This window comes from Mycobacterium sp. FW102-FHT13B02 (genome assembly GCF_058790275.1).
Genome location: NZ_JBYTCM010000008.1, coordinates 169,224 through 190,879, shown reverse-complemented (window position 1 = coordinate 190,879; position 21,656 = coordinate 169,224). Strand labels below are relative to the sequence as shown.

The window sequence follows — 21,656 nt, the reverse complement described above, 5'->3', positions numbered from 1 at the left end:
TTGCGGGTGTATGAATCAGAAAAAGCTGACTACGAGCGGACGGTTTAGGCGAGGTCTTCAACAGACGCGGACTCATTCCGCGACAGGTTGATACCCAGGTTCGCGGCGGTGCGCTCCAGGTCCTCGTCATCGCTGTCGCGCATTTCGATCGCGGCACCGTCGGAAGACAGCACCTCGACGTTGAGGCACAGCGACTGGAGTTCCTTGAGCAGAACCTTGAACGACTCCGGGATACCCGGCTCGGGAATGTTCTCGCCCTTGACGATCGCCTCGTAGACCTTCACGCGACCGACGGTGTCGTCCGACTTGATGGTCAGCAGCTCCTGCAGCGTGTACGCCGCACCGTAGGCCTGCATGGCCCAGCACTCCATCTCACCGAACCGCTGGCCACCGAACTGCGCCTTACCACCGAGCGGCTGCTGGGTGATCATCGAGTACGGGCCGGTCGAACGCGCGTGGATCTTGTCGTCGACCAAGTGGTGCAGCTTCAGGATGTACATGTAACCGACCGTGACCGGGTACGGGAAGGGCTCACCGCTGCGGCCGTCGAACAACTGCGACTTACCCTGCGCGTTGACCATGACGTCACCGTCACGGTTCGGCAGCGTCGAGCCCAGCAGGCCCTCCAGCTCGCCCTCGCGGGCACCGTCGAACACCGGGGTGGCGACGATGCTGTCCGCCGGGGCACTGTGCATGCCTTCGGGCAGATTCGCTGCCCACTCAGGATATGCACCGCTCGCATCCGCCGGGATTTCCCAGCCCGCCTTGGCGACCCACCCGAGGTGGGTTTCCAGGATCTGGCCGATGTTCATACGACGCGGCACACCGTGGGTGTTCAGGATGATGTCCACCGGGGTGCCGTCAGGCATGAACGGCATGTCCTCCTGCGGGAGGATCTTGCCGATGACGCCCTTGTTGCCGTGGCGGCCGGCGAGCTTGTCACCGTCGGAGATCTTGCGCTTCTGGGCCACGTAGACGCGGACCAGCTCGTTGACACCGGCGGGCAGATCGTCGTCGTCCTCGCGCGAGAACACGCGGACGCCGATGACCTTGCCGGACTCACCGTGCGGCACCTTCAGCGAGGTGTCGCGGACCTCACGGGCCTTCTCACCGAAGATGGCACGCAGCAGGCGCTCTTCCGGGGTCAGCTCGGTCTCACCCTTCGGGGTGACCTTGCCGACCAGGATGTCGCCGTCGCGGACCTCGGCGCCGATGCGGACGATGCCGCGCTCGTCGAGGTCAGCCAGCACCTCGTCGGAGACGTTCGGGATGTCCCGGGTGATCTCCTCGGCGCCCAGCTTGGTGTCGCGGGCATCGATCTCGTGCTCCTCGATGTGGATCGAGGTGAGCACGTCCTGCTCCACGAGCCGCTGGCTCAGGATGATGGCGTCCTCGTAGTTGTGGCCTTCCCACGGCATGACTGCCACGAGCAGGTTCTTGCCGAGGGCCATTTCACCGTTCTCTGTGCAGGGACCGTCGGCGATGACCTGGCCGGCCTCCACACGCTGCCCCGAGTCCACGATCGGGCGCTGGTTGGCGCACGTGCCGTGGTTCGAGCGGTTGAACTTGCGCATCCGGTAGGTGTGCCGCGAGCCGTCGTCAGCCATGACGGTGACGTAGTCGGCGGAGACCTCTTCGATGACACCGGACTTGTCGGCCACGACGACGTCACCGGCGTCGATGGCGGCACGCAGCTCCATGCCGGTACCGACCAGCGGGGCCTCGCTGCGCACCAGCGGAACCGCCTGACGCTGCATGTTCGCACCCATGAGGGCACGGTTCGCGTCGTCGTGCTCGAGGAACGGGATCATCGCGGTCGCGACCGACACCATCTGGCGCGGCGAGACGTCCATGTAGTCGACGTCGGTCGCCGAGACGAACTCGACCTCGCCGCCCTTACGACGGACGAGGATCTTCTCCTCGGTGAAGTGACCATCCGCGTCCAGCGGCGAGTTGGCCTGCGCCACGACGTGGCGGTCCTCCTCGTCGGCGGTCAGGTAGTCGATCTGGTCGGTGACGATGCCGTCGGTGACCTTGCGGTACGGGGTCTCGATGAAGCCGAACGGGTTCACCCGCGCGTACACCGACAGCGAGCCGATCAGACCGATGTTCGGGCCTTCAGGGGTCTCGATGGGGCACATGCGGCCGTAGTGCGACGAGTGGACGTCGCGGACCTCGAGGCCGGCGCGCTCACGGGACAGACCACCGGGGCCCAGCGCCGACAGACGACGCTTGTGGGTCAGACCCGACAGCGGGTTGTTCTGGTCCATGAACTGCGACAGCTGGCTGGTTCCGAAGAACTCCTTGATCGCCGCCACGACGGGACGGATGTTGATCAGGGTCTGCGGGGTGATCGCCTCGACGTCCTGGGTGGTCATGCGCTCACGCACGACGCGCTCCATACGCGACAGGCCGACCCGGATCTGGTTCTGGATCAGCTCGCCCACGGTACGCAGACGACGGTTGCCGAAGTGGTCGATGTCGTCGACCTCGACGGGGACCTCGACGCCGCCGGGGGCGGTCATCTTGGTGTCACCGTCGTGCAGGCGCACCAGGTACTCGATGGTGGCGACGATGTCCTCTTCGGTCAGCGTCGTCGCGGTCACCTGAGCCGGGTTGCCGTCGTGCAGGCCCAGCTTCTTGTTGACCTTGTACCGGCCCACGCGGGCCAGGTCGTAACGCTTCTCCTTGAAGAACAGGTTCTCCAGCAGGGTCTGCGCCGACTCCTTGGTCGGGGGCTCGCCCGGGCGCAGCTTCCGGTAGATGTCCAGCAGGGCCTCGTCGGGACCGGCGGTCGGGTCCTTCTCGAGGGTGCCCATCATGATCTCGGAGAAGCCGAAGCGCTCGCGGATCTGCTCGTTGGTCCAGCCCAGCGCCTTCAGCAGCACGGTGACCGGCTGACGGCGCTTGCGGTCGATGCGGACACCGACGGTGTCGCGCTTGTCGACGTCGAACTCCAGCCACGCACCGCGGCCCGGGATGACCTTGACGCTGTGCAGGGTCTTCTCGGTGGCCTTGTCGATGGACTCGTCGAAGTACACACCCGGCGAACGGACCAGCTGCGAGACGACGACGCGCTCGGTGCCGTTGATGATGAAGGTGCCCTTTTCGGTCATCATCGGGAAGTCACCCATGAAGACCGTCTGGCTCTTGATCTCGCCGGTGGTGTTGTTGATGAACTCGGCCGTGACGAACAGCGGGGCCGCGTACGTCTGGTCCTTTTCCTTGCACTCGTCGACCGGGGCCTTGACCTCGTCGAAGCGCGGGTCGGAGAAGCTCAGCGACAGGGTGCCGGCGAAGTCCTCGATGGGCGACAGCTCGGCGAGGACCTCTTCGAGGCCACCGACGGGGTTGATGTCGCCGCGATCCACTGCCTTCGCCCGCCAGCGGTCGGAACCGATCAGCCATTCGAAGGAATCCGTCTGTACGTCGAGCAAGCCCGGAACCTCAAGCGGTTCGCGCAGCTTCGCGAACGAGACTCGGTTCGGCGCTCCTGGGACGGAGTTGTTGGAATCTACTGACTTGCTCTCGCGAGAGGCTGCCAAGATGCGTCCTTCCAGCACCTGATGCGAACATTTCGGGGCCGGTCGAAACCGGTCCGAATGGCCGCTGTATCTGCTTCGGTCCGGCTGGCGTTCTCACAGTCCGGGCCTTACAAGACACACGGCACGCGTCTAGATCACCGAGCAACGCTCAGGCTAGAAGGTGTCAGGTGCGGGTGAGGTGGGCAGGATGCAGCCAGCGCAACGTCCAACATTAGCGCAGGACGGCGCATTCCTCAACCACGGCATGTTTGATCAAGGGTTGGATCGACTGACGCTGGCTGGCGTTCGGAATCCTCGAATACATGCTGCCCAACAGATTGGCCCGTTTGCGGGCGTCAGTCAAGACTTGCCACGCTGTTTGGTGTGGAGTTTTGCCGGCAAATGGCGAACCGGGGCGCTCACATCGTGACGCAGCAGGTCCCGCGGCGCCAGTCGCACGCCGCCAGGTGCGGACGCGCCGTGACCAAGATCACCGACCCCCCGCTCGCGCAGTGCCCTCGAACGTGCGCTCAGCGCCCGATTGCGCGATCTGGCTGCACCCCCACCAACGAAATCGCGCCCGGGCTGATTCAGCCCGGGCGCGATTTTCGACGTGTTGCGGATCAGGCCCGCGGAATCTGCGCGGTCACCGGGTCGTCGGCACCGCGGCCGTTCTTCTCGAGGTCCTCGAGGATCGCGGCCTGCGCGGCCGGGGGCAGGGTGTGCAGGATCGAGCGCACGCGAGCCTGGCGACGCCCCACGGCCTGACGCACCGGCATCCCCGGGGTCACCTCGATCTGCGGCGGCACCCCCTCGACCTCTTCGACACCACCATCGGCGTGACCGGCATCCGACGCGGCCTGCTCAGCAGCAGCCGTCGCGGCGTCCTTCTCCTCCGACATACCGATGGGGCCGATACGACGACCGTTGAGGAACTGCTTGACCGCCGGCTCCTCACTGGTCAGCAGCACCTCGCGGGGGCCGAACATGACCAGGTGCTTGCGGTAGAGCATGCCGATGTTGTCCGGCACCGTCCGCACCACATTGATGTTGTGCGTGACGATCAGAATGGTCGCGTCGATCTGGGCGTTGATGTCGATCAGCAGCTGCGACAGGTAGGCGGTACGCACCGGGTCCAGACCGGAGTCCGGCTCGTCGACCAGGATGATCTTGGGGTCGAGCACGAGGGCTCGGGCCAGGCCGGCACGCTTGCGCATACCACCGGAGATTTCGCCCGGGAACTTGTGACCGTCGTTGGGCATACCGACGATGTCGAGCTTCTCCATGACGATCTTGCGGATCTCGGACTCGGACTTCTTGGTGTGCTCGCGCAGCGGGAAGGCCGTGTTGTCGTAGATGTTCATCGAGCCGAACAGCGCGCCGTCCTGGAACAGCACACCGAACAGCGTGCGGATCTCGTAGAGCTCCTTGGCCGAGCACTCGATGATGTTGGTGCCGTCGATGACGATCGAACCGCGCTCGGGACGCAGCAAACCGATCAGCGACTTCAGGAACACCGACTTACCGGTACCGGACGGACCCAGCATGACGCTGACCTCACCGGCAGGGATGGTCAAAGTGACGTCTTCCCAGATCTTCGACGACCCAAAGGACTTACTCAGCCCCGTCACGTCGATTTGGACGCCCATATGAGATCCCTTCCGCCAGCGCTCGCGCGCCATTTGCTGCCCTGCCTGTGGCTTGAGTCACTGTAGCGCATCGGTTGCCGTCCGAGACACGGTGTTCCAACTATCGGACCGCCCGATTTCGAACCCCGTCCGGCCAACCGGAGCCAACTACGCCATCATCGCCGCCGCCGTCCGGAATGCCCCGCTTTATAACCTCTGAAAAGCGAAATCCCCCGGAGTCCGCAAGGGACTCCGGGGGAAAACGTCAGTTCTGGCGAACTTACTTGACGGACACCGAAGCGCCGGCGGCCTCGAGCTTGGCCTTGGCGTCCTCGGCAGCTTCCTTGCTGACCTTCTCCAGCAGCGGCTTGGGGGCGCCGTCGACCAGGTCCTTGGCTTCCTTCAGGCCCAGGCCGGAAACGATCTCGCGGACGACCTTGATGACGCCGATCTTCTTGTCGCCGGCACCCTCGAGGATGACGTCGAACTCGGACTGCTCTTCGGCGGCCTCAGCGGCGGCGGGGGCGGCACCAGCGGCGGCAACGGCGACCGGAGCGGCGGCGGTGACGTCGAAGGTCTCCTCGAACTGCTTCACGAACTCCGAGAGCTCCAGCAGGGTCATTTCCTTGAACGCGTCGAGCAGTTCTTCGGTGGACAGCTTGGCCATGTGAATGGTCCTTCCTTGGTTTTTTGTTTGGTTGATCTAGATGGATCAGGCAGCCGACTCGGCGGCCTTCTTGTCCTGCAGAGCGGCCGCCAGGCGAGCGACCTGGGACGCGGGCGCAACAAACAGCGCCGCGGCCTGGGACTGCTTCGCCTTGAGGGCGCCGGCCAGCTTGGACAGCAGCACTTCGCGCGACTCGAGATCGGCGATCTTCTCGACCTGGGCCACAGACAGCGCAGCGCCGTCCATGTAGCCGCCCTTGATGACGAGCTGCTTGTGATCCTTCGCGAACTTCTTGAGTGCCTTCGCGGCATCCACCGGCTCGCCGGTGATGAACGCGATGGCGGTCGGACCTGCGAACAGGTCGTCGAGGCCTTCGATCCCGGCCTCCGAGGCGGCGCGCTTGACCAGGGTGTTCTTGGCGACCGTGTAGGTCGTAGAAGCACCGAGGGAACGACGCAGCTCGGCGAGATTGGCAACCGTCAGACCGCGGTATTCGGTCACGACAGTGGCCGTCGAGGCCTTGAACTGTTCGGCGATGTCAGCGACCGCAGTGGCTTTATCAGCCGTGGCCATACATGCCTCCTTGTGGTGTATTCATCCGCCCACTGGAGACTGCCGGGGATTCGGTCCGGAAATGCAAAGCGCCCCGACACAGAAAGGTCGGGGCGCGCAGAATAAAAACTCTGAAAACCTCGTCCTCCTGCGTGGGCCGCCAGGCGTTGCCTGGACCTTCAACCGATTGCCGAGCTGCTTACTCTTCGCGCGAGCGGCTCATCGGTGACCGACGGTCTTCGGTGGAACTGCATAAGAGTAGCCGACGACGTGCCGATCAGCCAAAACGGCCCAAAACGGCGAACGCGGGCTATGGCTGCCCGCGGCGGACCTGGTCCGGCGTCGGCAGCTGCCACTGCCGGCCCTGCTCGAGGTCGAAGCTCATGGGCTGGTACCGCAGCATGCCGGTACCGGGATATGGCGTGTACTCGCCGAACCACACGTCGCCGTCGACGGCGTAGAGGTCGATGCGGATGAAGTCCCAGTCAGCGCCAAGGACGCTCGCGATCTCCAGCATCTTGTCCAGCTCGACTGGCCGCTCCTCGACGGCGATCGGGTGGATCCGCCAGCGCACGGGCAGCGGGCGCCAGTCGGCGTCCAGAAAGGTGGTGGTCTGTTTCTTGTCGAACCGGCCGCGATTGACCTGGATCAGTTCGACGCGGCCACGAAAGACGAAGAACTTGTAGTCGACGGGCGGCCGGCCGTCGGGGGTGGGGATGCGTTCCTCGATGAGGAGCAGCGGGCGAGCTTGGCTGTATCCCCACTCGCCGAGTTCCAGCGGTGTGCGCTCGAACCAGCGCTCTGTCCGGCTCCGCAGACCCTGCAGGTCGGTGTGCACATCCGGGCCGAACAGCGCGTGACCGCTGCTGTGATTCGGTTTGAGTACCCACGGCGGCAGTGTCGTCAGATCCGGCGCCTCCCGCAGGTCGGTGCCGGCCCAGTAAGTGATGGGAATGCGCAGATTGGCGCCCGGATAGGCCGCCCGGGCCATCTCCTTCATCCACATCTTGTCGCAGGCCTTGACGATCCGGTCCCGCCGATCGTTGAAGATGCGCCAGTTCACCTTCTCGTTGAACGTCGCCGGCTCGGTGAAGTTGCCCCATCGCCGGATCATGAGGAGATAGAGCACTTTCCGCATCATGAGCAGCGGGATCAGCGCGACCATGCGGCGGCGTACGGCGGCCGGCCACTTGTTCAGCCGCATCACATCGCTCCGACCAGTTCGGCCGAGCTGGTCAGGTAGCCGCCGCGACGGAAGAATGCGTCGCCGGCGTGTTCGGCGCCGTCGGCCGTGCGGACGCGGGTGATCACCAGCGCCCGGTTCCGGCCGCGGTGCGCGCCCGGTCCAGAAACCACGGCGCCGCCGCCTTCCTGCACGATCACGCGGCCTGGCGATCCGCCGTAGCGGATTTCGGAGACCTTGGCTTCGAGCACTTCGATCCGTTCGCCGCGGTAGAAGGTGAACGCGCGTGGGTAGGGGTCCGACAGCGCACGGACGAGCCGTTCCAGGTCCTCGGCGGGCCAGCTCCAGTCGATCAGGCTGTCGCGCTCGGAACGCTTGTGGAAGTAGGTCCGCTCCGACTTCTCTTGCGGTCGCCAGTGCGCGGTGCCGGTTTCCAGCGCGGTGAGCGCCTGGTCCAGGGCGCCCGGGATGAGGTCGATACCGCGCATCACCAGTTCGGTGCCCGTGTCGGCGGGTCCGATGGGCAGCGAGTGCTGGACCAGAATGTCGCCGGCGTCGAGTTCGGAGTTCATGCGGTGGATGGTCAGCCCGATCTCGGATTCACCGCTGATCAGCGACCACAACACCGGCGAGAAACCGGTGCTCTTCGGCAGCAGGGAGTCGTGCATGTTCAGCGTGCCGTACGGGGGCAGGTCGTACAGCTCCTCCGTCATGCGCGTGTACCAGCTGTTGACGACGATGACGTCGGGCTCGGCTCGCTTGACCACGTCGATGGTCTCGTGGTCGGCCCGCACGGTCAGATGGACCGGGATGTCGCGGGCCCGGGCGAGGTCCTCGACCGAATCCGAGAAGATCGCCTTGTATGACTCCGTGCTGGTCGGATGCGTGACCACCATCGGCACGTCGTGTCCCAGATCGAGCAGCGCCTGCAGCGTCTTGACCCCCCATGTCTGGAAACCGAAGAAGACGACGCGCATGCCACTACCTCACTAAGTCTGAGTCTGCTGCGGATCGGGCGATGCGCACCGACCGCATATCAAGATCAAGTTAGCTAAGTCTTACCTAAAATTGTGAGCTACCTGTGAGCCTTAGCTCGCGGCCCGTCATCCAAGTAGCACCACCAGGACAAACACGCCGAGCAGTACCGCAACCCGGAGCCAGTGCAGGCGGTCCCAGCGGCGGGCCAGTTCCCGGCTGGTCGGCGCCTCGTCGGGGCCGGCGCCCGCCCACGCCGCGACCCGGTTGTTGATCGGAACCAGCGCGGTCAGCGACAGGACCGTCACCACGGCCATCAACACCACCGCGGCGATGGCGAGTGGCACCGGCGCGAGTGCCGCATCGGCGACCAGCAGCGCCGCCGCGGTGGCGTACCAGAACGGCATCACCGCGCCGAGGATCCGGCTGCCGGCGGCACGCGCCTGGCGGTAGGCGTCGTCGGGCAGCTGTTCCAGAACCGGGTTGGTGAATGCGGCGACGCCGAACTCGACGCCGACGAGCGTGCCGACGACGAGCACCGTGAGAATCTGCGCAAGACGTTCCATGGCATCGAGCCTGGTCACTACACTGCCAAATAACAAGGTACTGACAAATTGGTCAGCATATGAGCATCGGGGAGTCGGGTCATGGCGGTGTCGAAGAAGGAGATCGGTGAGTGCCCCATCGATGCGGCACTGTCGGTGATCGACGGCCGGTGGAAAGGCACCATCTTGTGGCGACTCGCGGACGGGCCGATGCGCACCGCAGAGCTTCGCCGCAGCATTCCCGAGATCACGGAGCGCATGCTCATCCGGCATCTGCATGAACTGGTGGCCGACGGCATCATCGAACGCCACGACGCGGGCACGGTGCCGCCGTGCGTGCACTATTCGATCTCCGCGTACGGCAAGACGCTGGGACCGGTGCTCGGCGCACTGTGCGACTGGGGCCGAAAGGACATGGCGCGCCGCGCCGCTCAGGACCGCCACAACGCGGCAGCACCGACCAGTCCGGCGTCACCGCCGAGTTCGGCCGGTACCACCCGCAGGCCGCGCAGGAAACTCAATCCGGCGTAGCGGGGCAGCGCCGCCCGCAGCGGGCCGAACAACACCTCCCCTGCATTCGCCACGCCGCCGCCGATGATCACCAGGTCCAGATCGCAGACCGCTGCCGCTGACGCGATGGCGACGGCGATGGCACCGGCTCCACGCGTAAAGGCCTGCACCGCAATCGGATCTCCACGGCGGGCCGCCTCGGCCAGCGCCTTCGCGTCGGCGCCTGGCGGCGCCGCCCAACCGTGCTCGTGCGCCCACCGCGCCAAGTGCGGACCCGAGGCCACCGCCTCGACGCAGCCCTGGCCGCCGCACGCACAGTGCGGGCCGTCGGGTTCCACGACGACGTGCCCGATGTGTCCGGCATTGCCGGTGCGACCCAGGTAGGGCACACCGCCCTGCACCAGACCACCGCCGATGCCGGTCGACACCACCATGCCGAGTAGGAACTGCGACCCGCGACCGGCTCCGCGCCAGTGCTCGCCCATGGCCAGGCATACGACGTCGCCGGCCAGCCGGACCGGCAAGCCGGTGCGATCGGCGAGCCGGTACACCAATGGAAATTGCCGCCAGGCAACGATATTGAGCGGGCTGACGGTTCCCGCGACCGTATCGATGGGACCGGCACACCCGGCGCCCACGGCCCGCAGCGGGCGCCCGTCGGCAGCGGCAAGCGCGCTTGCGATCAACGCATCGACCGTCGCCCACACCTGCTCGCTGTCCGCGTGCGGTGTCGGCAGCTGCTCGCGGTGCACGAGTACGCCGTCCGGGTCGACGAGGGCTGCGGCGATCTTGGTGCCGCCGATGTCGAGGGCGAGAGTCAGTTCGGGCATCGTCGCTTTCAGTGCCGGTGGACGTGGTCGGGCTGGCGCGGGTCGCCGGGATGTTCGTATCCGGGCTCCAGCCGCACCGCCTCGGCTCGGCGCGCATCGAGCCAATGCCGGAAGGTACGCCTGCGGGCCGACCCCAGCAGGTGTGCGGTGATCTGCGGCCGCACCCGGTCCAGCGCGGGGACGACGGTCGGCGCAGCAGACCAGCCGTCGGCACCGGGCACGGGCGGCGCGAACCGCAGGGGGTTGTGGACGTGGTAGCGCTCGATCTCGTCGTCGGTGACCTGGGCCGCCGCAGTCACGTGGACGAACACCGCCCGCGCCAGCGGCTGTTCGAGGGCGGCCGCGGCGATACTGCCGAGCTCCATGCGGGCGGCCGGGGCGGGCAGCAGGTCGGCTGCTGTTGGCGCGTCCCGGTCGGTCAGCCCGAGTTCGGCCGCCGCCAACCGCACCACCTCGTCGGTGACGAGCAGCTGGGTCAGCCAGCGCCGCAGCTGCCGCCCCTCACTGGTCCCGGCCGCAGGGAGCGATGACGCCAACGCGCTTGCCCGCAAACGCGATTCGCGCTCGTCGAGCACAGCGACGGGAATCTTCCGCCCGGCGACGACAGCAATGTGACTCATCGGACGCGCACCGATACCGCCGGCGTGTACAGCACCCGGCCGGCCGCGGCGATCCGCACCAGCGCCCACCACTGCCCCGGGCCGACCCACGGCGGCGGCGTCACGTCGAAGTCGAATGCGACGGAGCCACCGGCGGGCACGTCGGCCCCGAGCACGCTGGGCCCCAACCAGTCCCAGGTGCCCCACGGACTGATCAAGTGTGCTTCCAGGCTCAGCGGCGCCCCGGCAGCAGAGCCGACGATCACGCTCAGGTCCGCGTGTTCACCGGCGACGACGTCGACGGGTTCAGGCTCGGCAACCAACCTGAGCAGCGGGGTTTCGCCGGGGTCGCCGACCGTGACCACGCAGACGTCTTCGACCATCTGGCGCCAGGCCGCCGGAATCTGCGTGTCCTTGGCGCCGCCGGTGACGGCCAGCTCGATCCGTACCGGGTATCGGCCGGCAGGACTGTCGGCCGGAAGGGTCAGCTGCACTTCGGTTTCCAGATAGCCGCCGGGCGGCAGCACGAAGGGCAGCTCGCCCGGAGTGGCCACCCAGCCGTCGGGACACAGCACCCGCGCCCGGCCGTGGAGCGCGGCATCGGTGCAGTCGCTGGCAGCGGTGACGCGCAGCGGCAGCGACGTACCCGGTTCGCCGCAAATTTCGGTGGGGTGCACGTGGGCCACGGCCGGCAGTCCGCCCAACGGTGCCGGGCCGCGGTTGTGCAACCAGTACCGGGCGTAAAGCGGTTGGGCGACTTCGGCATCCGGCGCGAGGGTGACGTGGTCACCGCCCAGCACGTGAGGTAGATCGAGCCGTGCCCGCACTGTCGCGATCTCGAAACCGTGCAGCCGCAAGTCGTTTTCGCCGGCCACCGGCTGTTCGAGGAGATCCAGCCGTTCCGTGCCTTCGAGGTGCCGCATGCCCGAGGTGACGCTGACCTCCGTCGGACGTCCCGAGGTCTGCACCAGGCGCAGGGTGATGCCCGACTGCGGGTCGACGGGCGCGCAACTGCCGGCGGCAATGGGGTTGCCGGTGGCCTTCAGCGCGGCCAGCGTCACGTCGGATGCGGGTTCGACGCCCAGTAGTGAACCGGTACCGGGCAATCCGCCCGCCACCGCCGGATGATCGGTGTGCACCGCGAGCAGCGGTTGCGCGTACTCGGCGCTGCGGCCGGCAATGCCTGCGGCGCGCCAATCACCGTCGCCGGCCGCGACGGCGTAGTCGAAGGCGTGGGTCCAGTGCTGGAGCTGGAAATTCGAGCCGTCGGGTGCGGCGCGGCGCGGCGGGTCGATCCAGGTGCCCGACGGCCAGCCGGTGCACGACCGCATCAACGAGGTGTGCAGGACGCCGTCCGGCTCGACGGCGAAACCCGGTACGCCCCGGTTCATCACGGCGACGCTGCGCGCCTCGAAGGGACCGATACCGGCCGCGGCATCCTGCTCGACGGTGATCTCGGCGGTAGCGAGGGCGGTGATCAGTTCTTCGGTGGCACCGGCCCCGGCGACGATCAGCACCGGTAGCGCCCGCACACCCGTCAGGTCGGCGCCCGGAATCCAGCGCTGCACCAGGTCGGCATCGGCGGGCACCCAGAGCCGTGCGCTGCCCGTCGCCAGGCGGCGCTGTAGTTCCGCGCCGTAGCACGGATCCGCAGCCGCCAATACCTCTCTGGTGAAGGTGTTTTCGTCGGGTCCACCGAGCGCGATGCGGGAGTCGGGCAGGTTGGAGTCGACAGCGAGGTCGCCGTAGCGAGGTTTGTCGGCGCTGCTGCAGGTCGCCGTCACCCCGGCCCGGACGAGCGCCACCATCAGCTCGCGGGTCGGGGCCGCCGGATCGGCTGCGTTCGGGACCACGACCTCGGCCACCGACACCGCCCGCACGTGGTCGCCCTGCGCGTCTCGCACTCGGACCTGCACCGCCGCGGACAGTCCGAACCAGCCGTAGGCGGGGTTGTCCAGCGTGTAGGGATGGTCCGCCGTGTCGACGGCGTCATGCGAATCCCGTTGGTGCAGCAGGCCGAAACCCCGGCCGATCACCGCATCACCGACCTCGCTGACCGGCATCGCGCCCGGTACCGGGCAGGGCCAGCGCAGCCGCAGCAGCTTGTCCGCGCCGGCGAATTCGTCGATCACGGTGCGGCAGTCCAGGCGATCCACGCCGTGCCACAGCGTGATGGTCTGGGTGTAGGCCAGCACGTCACCGATCCGACCGGTGACCGCCAGCCGCTCCCCCAGCGCGCTGCGGTAGGCCTGTACCGACTGGGCCGGATATTCGGCGGCGCCCACCACGGGTCCCTTCGGCAGCAGATGCCAAGGTCCTTCGTGTTCGGTGGGATGTGCGGAATGTTCGTCGTAGACGGCGATCTCGTTGCCGACCCGGCCCGTGCCGATCAGCTCCACCCCGTCGCGCTGCAGTGACGACACCGCGCCGCCGCGGTCGGGGTCGACGGTGCAGCGGTAACGGTCATTGTTGATGGTGTTGCCGGCCACCGGTTCCCACCCCGACGGCACAGTGTTCCCGCCGAGCGTGTATCCCCGCCACCCGAGCGACGGCACCTCGCGGGCCAGCCAGGTGACGGTGCGGCCGTCGTCTTCGACCAGGACCGGCACCGGCGTGCCGTCCGCGCCCTGGATCGACCCTTCCATCGGTTCGTCGAGGTGGACGGTGACGATGTCGGTTCGATTGTGCGCCAACGGGTTCCACACCACGATGTCACCGTCGACAGCGCGGGACAGTAGCGCCACGGCGTTGTCCCGGGCGGTCCGGCCGAGCTCCCAGGCGTCGCGCCAGCCGGTGAGCAGGTCGAGGTACACCTGGTCAGATTCCGACCCGGTGATGGCGTCGTGGTGCGCCCCGTACGCCAGCTGCACCCAGGCCTTGGCCAGGGCCGCTTGCGGATAGGTGGCGCCGGTGAGCAATCCGGCGAACACCGCGAACCGCTCGGCTTCCAGCACGACGTTCTCGGCGGCCCGGTTGGCCTGTTTGGTGTCGATGTACGACACGTCCTTGCCCGTGTAGATCGGGTTCATGTCCCGGGTCTGCGGCGACGGCTGGGCGCCCCGGGCCGCCAGTTCGGCACGGACCGCGGCGAAGAACTCGCGCGGCAGGGCACACACGAAACGGGGCCACGTATACCGGGCCGCCCAGTCGCGGTGAATCTCGGTGACCCATTTGTTCGGCGGGGTGTAGTCGGTGCCCACCGGCAGCAGCACATTGCGGGTCAGCGCAACTCTTTTCAGCTTGAGAAACGTCTCATAGGTGGCGGCTTCAGCCTCGTGCAACGACGCCGACGAGTCCATCCACCACCCCGCGGCGTAGTGCGCCGGCATGTAATGCGTGAGCAGCCCGCGGCCCGACGGTGCGATCCAGTCGAATTCACTGGCGAACTGCATCCGCGCGGGATCGCCGTCGCGGTGCATCGGCCCCCATTGGTGATGCGGGCCGCGGGCCCACGAACTGGAGGTCAGCCCCGCGTCGGCGGCCATGCCGGGGAACTGCGGATCGTGGCCGAACACATCCAGCTGCCACGCCGTCGCCGGCTCGGCGCCCATGACGTCACGCTGAAAGCCGATGCCGTGCACGAAGTTCCGGATCGCCGTCTCGGGACTGGTCAGGTTGGTGTTCGGCTCGTTGTAGGTGCCGCCCATGATCTCGACACGGCCCTCGGCGAGCAGCGCGCGCAGCTGGGCACGTTGCTCCGGATGGGTGTCCCAGTAGGGTTTGAGGTAGTCGACCTCGGCCAGCACGAATTTGTATTCGGGCTCCCGCCTTGCCATTTCGAGGTGTGCGGTGACCAGGTCGAAGCCGTTGGCCTGCCGGCACCGTCCGGGCGGATCCTCGGTCCAGACGCTGGTGTAGGCGGCCTGGGTGTTCCACCACACCGGGTCGTAGTGGAAGTGGCTGATCATGTGCATGGTCCAGCCGGGCTCGGCGACGACGAACTCGAACGGCGTCCGTTCGCGACCGATCTCGAGCTGCGCGGCCCGGGTCTGCCCCGGCACCGGAGCCTCGACGGCCACCGCAATCTCCACCGTGCCGTCGCCCGGCGGAGCCTCGGCCCAGCCGCACAACCCGTCCCCGGCCACCCGGACCTCGGTGGCTGCCGTGCATCCGGCGTAATCCACGCGCACGATCTGCAGCGGTTGATCGCCCGGGCCGACGAACAACTCGGTGGAAACCACGGCCGTCACTTGCAGGGGTCGTCCCGTCGACACCCCTGCACCATACGGCGCCGCGTCACTGATCGGGAGGCATTGCGGCACGCAACCGGTCTGCGACCACCGCGGCCGCGGCGATCACCTCGGGCGGTTCGAGAACCTCGAACCGATACCCCGGCATCGCCAGGTACAGCACGATGCGCTCGGGATCGTCGCCCCCGGCGGTCACCATGCAGTGGCCCGGACCGTCCGGCGCAATCTGCGCGGAGGCAGCGGAAAACACCTGTGCCAGTTGACTTTCGGAGGCCTCGAACCGGGCCCGCACGACGTACCGGTACGGCGACGTGGTGATGGCCCGGCGGACGTACTCCGCCGCGTCCGGCGCCGGGCGCGCGGCGAACGTCGTCCCCGCGGCGTCGACGTCGGCCATCCGGTCCAGCCGCAGCGTCCGCCAGTCGTCGCGGTCGCGGTCGTATGCCAGCAGGTACCAGCGGCGTCCGGTCGTGACGAGTTGATAGGGCTCCAGGCGCCGCTGCGTGCTGTTGCCGCGGATGTCGGTGTAGCCGAGCCGGATGTGTTCGCGGTCCCGGCAGGCACGGGCCAGCGTCATCAGGTCGTCGGGCGACACCGCTTCGACGGCGCCGCCACCGGTCAGCATCACCGTCGAGTCGTGCACCGCGGCCACTTGCGACCTCAGCCGCGCCGGCATCACCTGGTCGAGTTTGGACAGTGCGCGTAGCGCCGACTCACCGACGCCCGCCACGCTGCCGCCGGCGGCCAGCCGCAGACACACCGCCATCGCGACGGCCTCCTCCGGGTCGAGTAGCAGCGGGGGCAGCGCGGCGCCCGCACCCAGCTGATAGCCGCCGTCGCGGCCCTTGCTGGCATGCACGGGATAACCGAGGTCGCGCAGCCGCTCGATGTCACGGCGCACGCTGCGTCCGGTGACCCCGAGCCGGTCGGTAAGTTCCTGCCCCGTCCACACCCGGCGCGCTTGCAGCAGCCCCAGCAGCTGGAGCACCCGGCTCGTCGTTTCGGACATGACAACACTCTGCCGCACTCATAGGACAGAAACAGTCCTAATTGGGTGTCAGGCTTTCCCTGTGACCGAAGAACGGACCGAAGAACTGGCCGAGCAACTCGACTGGCACTGGCAGCACCAACTACGTCCACGACTCGAGGGACTGACCGACGACGAATATTTCTGGCAGCCGGTGCCCGGCTGCTGGACCGTCCACCCCGACGGGTCGGTCGACTTCAGCTATCCCCCACCACAACCCGAACCATTCACCACCATCGCCTGGCGGCTGGCGCACGTCATCGTCGGCGTCCTGGCGATGCGCAACCATTCGCATTTCGGCGGCCCACCGGCCGACTACGAGTCGTGGCCCTACGCCCGCGACGCGCGCAGCGCGCTGGATCAGCTCGACGCCGCCTATGCGAACTGGATTGCCGGGGTCCGGGGGCTCGACGACGCCGCCCTGGCGCGTCCATGCGGCCCGGCCGAAGGTCCCTACGCCGACCTCACCATGTCCACCCTGGTGCTGCACATCAATCGCGAAGTCATTCACCACGGCGCGGAAATCGCCTGCGTCCGTGATCTTTACGCCCACACCGAGAAGGAGAACTAACCATGGCTGGACTGCCCGCACCCGCCGGCGACGAGCGTCGGACCCTGATCAACTTCCTGGCGTTCCAGCAGGACGCCTTCGCCGCCGTCGCCCACGGCCTCACCGATGAGCAGGCCCGCTCGACGCCGTCGGTCAGCGCGCTGTCGGTCGGCGGCCTGATCAAACACGTCACCGCCGTCCAAGCAGGCTGGGTGGCACGCGCGGTGGCGGCTCCCGACTTCCCGCCGCGGGACACCCGGCCGATGGCCGAACAGATGGCCGAGCACGAAGACCAACTCACGATGCGCGACGACGAGAAACTCGGCGATCTACTGGACGCGCTGCGCGCGCAGAACACCGAGACGCTGCGGGTCTTCGCCGATCTCGACCTGGACGCACTGGTGCCGGTACCGCACGAGGTGCCGTGGTTCCCCTCGGACATCGATCACTGGTCGGTGCGCTGGGTGGGCATGCACATCATCGAGGAGCTGTCCCGCCACGCGGGCCACGCCGACATCATTCGCGAATCCATCGACCGCGCCACCATGTACGAGCTGCTGGCCGCCGAAGAACAATGGCCGGAGACGGACTTCATCAAGCGCTGGCAGCCCGCCGTCCGGTAACGCTGTCGTGCGCGACGACATTGCTGCCCGGGCCTACGCCTGGGCAGCATTGTCGTCACTCTCGACGCAGAACCAACGCCAGCGCCGCGTCGACCACCACGTCGAGATCGGCGCCAAGCGCACCAGAGAGCCACTGCTGGGCCAGCTCGGCCATCGCGCCGGTGTACATCGCCGCGCCGACGCGCGCGGCGACAGGGTCCGAGTCGGGGTGCAGCCGGCCGCCCTCGGCCAGCACCGCATCGAGCAGCAGGTCCTGGGTGACGGCCCGGCGCGCGGCGAGCACGGGGTTGGCGCGCGCTTCGGTGAACAGCACCCGCCCGCGACGCGGATCTTGGGAACCGAAGCCCAGCACCGCAGCGATTCCGGCGCGCATCCGTTCCCGCACCGAATCCCCCGCGACGATGATCGCGGCGTCGACCACAGCCGCCAGTTCGAGGCTCACCTTGTCGTAGACAGCGCCCAGCAGGTCGTCGATGCCCTCGAAGCTCTCGTAGAAGTAGCGGGTGTTGAGTCCGCACGCGCGGCACACCGATCGCACCGACAATGCCGTCTCGCCGCCGGAGCCGAACAACTCGAATGCCGCGTCGACCAACAAGCCGCGGCGCTCGGCGCGGCGGTCGTCGAGCGGAACCCCCGCCCACCTGGTCGGTGTCGACATCCCTACAGCCTAGGTCTGGTCACACCCGTCACCAAATACTATTCTGGTTACGACCGTGACCAGAAGGGGTTGACGTGTACCTGCCGCACCAGTTCATCGAGCACCAGCTTCAGCACCAGTTCGACCAGACCATCCGGCGGAACTACTTCCGCGGCATGGACTTCGCCGGTCCGACCGGAGATCCGGGGTGGTTCGGCCCCGGCAGCGCCGTCTGGCACGTGCACTCCCACACCGAGGCCCTGGTCTTCGGCCTGCAGTGCGCCGCGTTCATCGAGCGGCTCGACCCGTCCATCTACTGGATGGGCATGCACCACTCCCGCCTGGTCCAACGCGACGCGAACGGGGTCGCCAGCCCGGTGATCGACCCCAAGGGCGCGGCCGTCCGGCTGGGTCATTCCATCGCGTTCTTCATCGGCACCGCGTACGGCAGCACCGAAACCGCCGAGAACCTCGCCCGGACCGTGCGCGCCATGCACCACACCATCAAGGGCGTGCGGCCCGACGGCGCCGCGTACGACGCCGACGACCCGGACTGGCTGCGCTGGAACTACGCCACCGTGGTGTGGGGCCTGGCCAGCGCGCACGAGCTCTATCACCCAAACCCGTTGCGCGGCAAGAAACTCGACAGGTACTACGGCGAGTTCATCCGCGTCGGGCACGCCCTCGGCGGCACCGACCTGCCCACTACCAAGGCCGAGACCCTGGACTGCCTGAAGTCCTATCTCCCCAAGCTTGCCCTGACGTACGGCGCCGCCATGGCCACCGGGCCGAACCTGCCGATGCCGCAGAGCGCCGTCGATTGGGCAGTGCGCGACACCATGCCCAAATGGGCCAAGCAGTTGCTCGGCCACACCGATCCCAACCCGATCGAGCGCGCCGCGCGCCGCGCCGTCGTGTGGTCGATCATCAACGGCCTGCACACCGCCGCCGGACCGTTCCCCGAATTCCGGCAAGCGAAAGCCCGGGTCAAGGGTGGCCTCGATCCGGAGCTGGCTCCGCACACCGTGCCGACGTACGTGCCCGGTAGCGACCCGGTGCGCAGCCGCGCCGACATCGAGGGCGTCTTCGCCTGACGCCCCGCCGCCATGGAGTGACGCAGGGCACACCTTTTTGGCGGTACTCGCGGTTTTGAGACACTTCCTCAATGAGTTCTACGCGGAAGACCCCGCACCGCGAAGGCGCCAGGCTGGACCGGGTGCCGCTGCCCGTCGAAGCCGCCCGCATCGGGGCCACCGGCTGGCAGCTCGCCCGGACCGGCATACGCGTCGCCGGCAACGCCTTCTCCAAGGGCAGCCTGCAGCAGAAGGTGATCAAGCAGGTCCCGAAGGCCTTCTCCGACCTCGGGCCGACGTACGTCAAGCTCGGCCAGATCATCGCGTCCAGCCCAGGCGCCTTCGGCGAGCCCCTGAGCCGTGAGTTCCGTAGCCTGCTGGACCGGGTCCCGCCCGCGAACAAGGACGAGGTCCACAAACTGTTGCGCGAGGAGCTCGGCGGCGAGCCGTCCGACCTTTTCGAGAGCTTCGACGACGAGCCCTTCGCCTCCGCCTCCATCGCCCAGGTGCACTACGCGACGCTGCACTCGGGTGAAGAGGTCGTCGTCAAGATCCAGCGCCCCGGTATCCGCCGGCGGGTGGCCGCCGACCTGCAGATCCTCAAGCGCGGCGCACAGATCGCCGAGCTGGCCAAGCTGGGCCAGCGGCTGTCCGCACAGGACGTGGTCGCCGACTTCGCCGACAACCTCGCAGAGGAACTCGACTTCCGGCTCGAGGCGCAGTCCATGGACGCGTGGGTGGCGCACATGCACTCCTCGCCGCTGGGCCAGAACATCCGGGTGGCCCAGGTGTACTGGGACCTGACCAGCGAGCGCGTGCTGACCATGGAGCGCGTCGAGGGCATCCGCATCGACGACGCCGCCGCCATTCGCAAGGCCGGATTCGACGGCGAGGAACTGGTCAAGGCGCTGCTGTTCAGCGTGTTCGAAGGCGGCCTCAAGCACGGCCTGTTCCACGGCGACCTGCACGCCGGCAACCTGCACGTCGACAAGGACGGCAAGATCGTCTTCTTCGACTTCGGGATCATGGGCCGCATCGACCCGCGGACCCGGTGGCTGCTGCGCGAACTCGTGTACGCCCTGCTGGTCTCGAAGGATCACGCCGCGGCCGGCCGGATCGTCGTGATGATGGGCGCCGTCGGCACGGTCAAGCCGGAGGGCCAGGCGGCCAAGGACCTCGCGGCCTTCACGACGCCGCTCACCATGAAGTCGCTGGGCGACCTGTCGTACGCCGAGATCGGCAAGCAGCTGTCCGCGCTCGCGGACGCGTATGACGTCAAGCTGCCCCGCGAGCTGGTCCTGATCGGCAAGCAGTTCCTCTACGTCGAGCGGTACATGAAGCTGCTGGCGCCGCGGTGGCAGATGATGAGCGACCCCCAGTTGAAGGGCTACTTCGCCAACTTCATGGTGGATATCAGCCGCGACCACAAGAACGCCGAGGAGTAGGCCGGAGGCCGCATCCGACCATAAGGCCCGAGGAGTAGGCCGGAGGCCGCATCCGACCATAAGGCCCGAGGAGTAGGCCGGAGGCCGCATCCGACCATGAAAGCTGAGGAGTAAGCACTGATGCACCCCGAACGAGACACCACCCCCGAAGTCCGGACCGGCTTCGCCCGCTCGGGCGACCTGGACATCGCCTACGAGGACATGGGCAACCCGGACCATCCCGCGGTCCTGCTCATCATGGGCCTCGGCGCGCAGTTGCTGCTGTGGCGAAAAGGCTTCTGCGACAAGCTCGTCGAGAAGGGCTACCGGGTCATCCGGTTCGACAACCGGGATGTGGGCCTGTCCACCAAGATCGAGGGCAAGCACTCCGGATCCTCGCTGCTGCCGCGGATGCTCCGGTCGTATGCCGGGCTGCGCAGCGATGCGGTCTACACCTTGGAAGACATGGCCGACGACGCCGCGGCACTGCTCGATCACCTGGAGATCGACCAGGCGCACATCGTCGGCGGCTCGATGGGCGGCATGATCGCGCAGGTCTTCGCGGCGCGCTACCAGCACCGGACCAAGACGCTCGGCGTCATCTTCTCGAGCAACAACCAGCCGCTGCTGCCGCCTCCCGGTCCTAAGCAACTCAAGGCCATCACCACGCGGCCGCAGGACACCTCCCGTGCGGGCGTCATCGCCAACGCGGTCAACGTCGGCCGGATCATCGGCAGCCCCGGCTACCCGACGCCGCTCGATCAGGCCGAGGCCGATGCCGCCGAAAGCTACGACCGCTCCTACTACCCTGTCGGCGTCGCCCGGCATTTCGGGGCCATCCTGGGCAGCGGCAGCCTGCGGCATTACGACGCGCTGATCACCGCACCGACGGTTGTCATCCATGGTCGGGCCGATAAACTGATGCGACCGAGCGGTGGTCGAGCAGTGGCCAAAGCAATCAAGCGCGCTCGGTTGGTGTTGTTCGACGGCATGGGTCACGACCTGCCCGAGCCTCTCTGGGACAACATCGCGGGCGAGCTGGCCACGACATTTGCCGAAATTCGATAGACGTATCAGTCCGATCACAGACCCCGCCACGCTGGGGGAATGAACGCGGCG

The 21,656-nt window shown here is 67.4% G+C and carries 18 protein-coding genes; 6 read left to right on the top strand and 12 right to left on the bottom strand.

Annotated features, from left to right (window positions below; translation table 11 throughout):
- Positions 1-44 precede the first annotated feature (44 nt).
- The 7 genes from rpoB to AC3WTE_RS16545 all read right to left on the bottom strand — a co-directional run bounded on the left by rpoB (position 45) and on the right by AC3WTE_RS16545 (position 9,095).
- Positions 45-3,545 (bottom strand): DNA-directed RNA polymerase subunit beta, encoded by a 3,501-nt coding sequence (gene rpoB / locus AC3WTE_RS16575; RefSeq protein ID WP_492439119.1) that lies wholly within the window; start codon positions 3,543-3,545, stop codon positions 45-47.
- A gap of 602 nt (positions 3,546-4,147) precedes the next feature.
- A complete protein-coding gene (locus AC3WTE_RS16570) occupies positions 4,148-5,173 on the bottom strand; it encodes an ABC transporter ATP-binding protein (protein WP_492439117.1) in 1,026 nt (341 codons plus the stop codon).
- A 259-nt stretch (positions 5,174-5,432) separates the two neighbouring features.
- The gene (gene rplL / locus AC3WTE_RS16565) at positions 5,433-5,819 is read right to left on the bottom strand and encodes a 50S ribosomal protein L7/L12 (protein ID WP_138250490.1); all 387 of its coding nucleotides are present in this window, start codon (positions 5,817-5,819) and stop codon (positions 5,433-5,435) included.
- A 45-nt stretch (positions 5,820-5,864) separates the two neighbouring features.
- Positions 5,865-6,392, bottom strand: a complete 528-nt coding sequence (gene rplJ, locus AC3WTE_RS16560) for a 50S ribosomal protein L10 (protein WP_418004974.1) — start codon at positions 6,390-6,392, stop codon at positions 5,865-5,867.
- Between the two features lie 289 nt (positions 6,393-6,681).
- Positions 6,682-7,575, bottom strand: coding sequence for an ATP-grasp fold amidoligase family protein (locus tag AC3WTE_RS16555; protein WP_492439115.1), 894 nt, complete (start codon positions 7,573-7,575; stop codon positions 6,682-6,684).
- Positions 7,575-8,531, bottom strand: a complete 957-nt coding sequence (locus AC3WTE_RS16550; protein ID WP_492439113.1) for a methionyl-tRNA formyltransferase — start codon at positions 8,529-8,531, stop codon at positions 7,575-7,577. Before AC3WTE_RS16550 ends, AC3WTE_RS16555 begins: the two co-directional genes overlap by 1 nt.
- A gap of 126 nt (positions 8,532-8,657) precedes the next feature.
- Entirely contained in the window at positions 8,658-9,095 is a 438-nt protein-coding gene (locus AC3WTE_RS16545) for an anthrone oxygenase family protein (protein WP_492439111.1), read from the bottom strand.
- Positions 9,096-9,176: 81 nt separating this feature from the next.
- On the opposite strand from AC3WTE_RS16545, the gene AC3WTE_RS16540 reads away from it, so the two are divergent.
- Positions 9,177-9,605 carry a winged helix-turn-helix transcriptional regulator gene (locus tag AC3WTE_RS16540; protein WP_459366700.1) on the top strand — a complete coding sequence of 143 codons (429 nt, stop codon included), beginning with the start codon at positions 9,177-9,179 and terminating at the stop codon, positions 9,603-9,605.
- Here the strand turns inward: AC3WTE_RS16540 and AC3WTE_RS16535 are convergent.
- Genes AC3WTE_RS16535 through AC3WTE_RS16520 form a run of 4 tightly spaced genes read right to left on the bottom strand, consistent with a single transcriptional unit; the run spans position 9,506 to position 16,212 of the window.
- A complete protein-coding gene (locus AC3WTE_RS16535; RefSeq protein ID WP_492439109.1) occupies positions 9,506-10,414 on the bottom strand; it encodes an ROK family protein in 909 nt (302 codons plus the stop codon). The two genes, AC3WTE_RS16540 and AC3WTE_RS16535, sit on opposite strands and share 100 nt — an antisense overlap.
- Before the next feature lie 8 nt (positions 10,415-10,422).
- Entirely contained in the window at positions 10,423-11,034 is a 612-nt protein-coding gene (locus tag AC3WTE_RS16530; RefSeq protein ID WP_492439108.1) for a DUF7158 domain-containing protein, read from the bottom strand.
- Positions 11,031-15,209, bottom strand: coding sequence for a glycoside hydrolase family 38 N-terminal domain-containing protein (locus tag AC3WTE_RS16525; RefSeq protein WP_492439213.1), 4,179 nt, complete (start codon positions 15,207-15,209; stop codon positions 11,031-11,033). The genes AC3WTE_RS16530 and AC3WTE_RS16525 overlap by 4 nt, the downstream gene beginning before the upstream one ends.
- Positions 15,210-15,249: 40 nt before the next feature.
- Complete coding sequence (locus AC3WTE_RS16520) at positions 15,250-16,212, bottom strand: helix-turn-helix transcriptional regulator (RefSeq protein ID WP_492439106.1); 963 nt, start codon at positions 16,210-16,212, stop codon at positions 15,250-15,252.
- A gap of 61 nt (positions 16,213-16,273) precedes the next feature.
- Between AC3WTE_RS16520 and AC3WTE_RS16515 the strand changes: the two genes are divergently transcribed.
- Together AC3WTE_RS16515 and AC3WTE_RS16510 are read left to right on the top strand one after the other, a co-directional pair.
- Positions 16,274-16,801, top strand: a complete 528-nt coding sequence (locus AC3WTE_RS16515; RefSeq protein ID WP_492439104.1) for a DinB family protein — start codon at positions 16,274-16,276, stop codon at positions 16,799-16,801.
- A gap of 2 nt (positions 16,802-16,803) precedes the next feature.
- The gene (locus tag AC3WTE_RS16510) at positions 16,804-17,403 is read left to right on the top strand and encodes a DinB family protein (protein ID WP_492439103.1); all 600 of its coding nucleotides are present in this window, start codon (positions 16,804-16,806) and stop codon (positions 17,401-17,403) included.
- A 55-nt stretch (positions 17,404-17,458) separates the two neighbouring features.
- Here AC3WTE_RS16510 and AC3WTE_RS16505 read toward each other — a convergent pair whose 3' ends face one another.
- Positions 17,459-18,061 (bottom strand): TetR/AcrR family transcriptional regulator, encoded by a 603-nt coding sequence (locus AC3WTE_RS16505; RefSeq protein ID WP_492439101.1) that lies wholly within the window; start codon positions 18,059-18,061, stop codon positions 17,459-17,461.
- A gap of 74 nt (positions 18,062-18,135) precedes the next feature.
- Here AC3WTE_RS16505 and AC3WTE_RS16500 point away from each other — a divergent pair, with 74 nt between their 5' ends.
- From AC3WTE_RS16500 to AC3WTE_RS16490, 3 genes are all read left to right on the top strand, one after another.
- Positions 18,136-19,134 carry an oxygenase MpaB family protein gene (locus tag AC3WTE_RS16500; protein ID WP_492439099.1) on the top strand — a complete coding sequence of 333 codons (999 nt, stop codon included), beginning with the start codon at positions 18,136-18,138 and terminating at the stop codon, positions 19,132-19,134.
- A 71-nt stretch (positions 19,135-19,205) separates the two neighbouring features.
- Positions 19,206-20,558, top strand: a complete 1,353-nt coding sequence (locus AC3WTE_RS16495) for an ABC1 kinase family protein (protein WP_492439097.1) — start codon at positions 19,206-19,208, stop codon at positions 20,556-20,558.
- Positions 20,559-20,678: 120 nt separating this feature from the next.
- On the top strand, positions 20,679-21,605 hold the full coding sequence (locus tag AC3WTE_RS16490; protein WP_492439096.1) for an alpha/beta fold hydrolase: 927 nt from the start codon (positions 20,679-20,681) through the stop codon (positions 21,603-21,605).
- Positions 21,606-21,656: the final 51 nt, after the last annotated feature.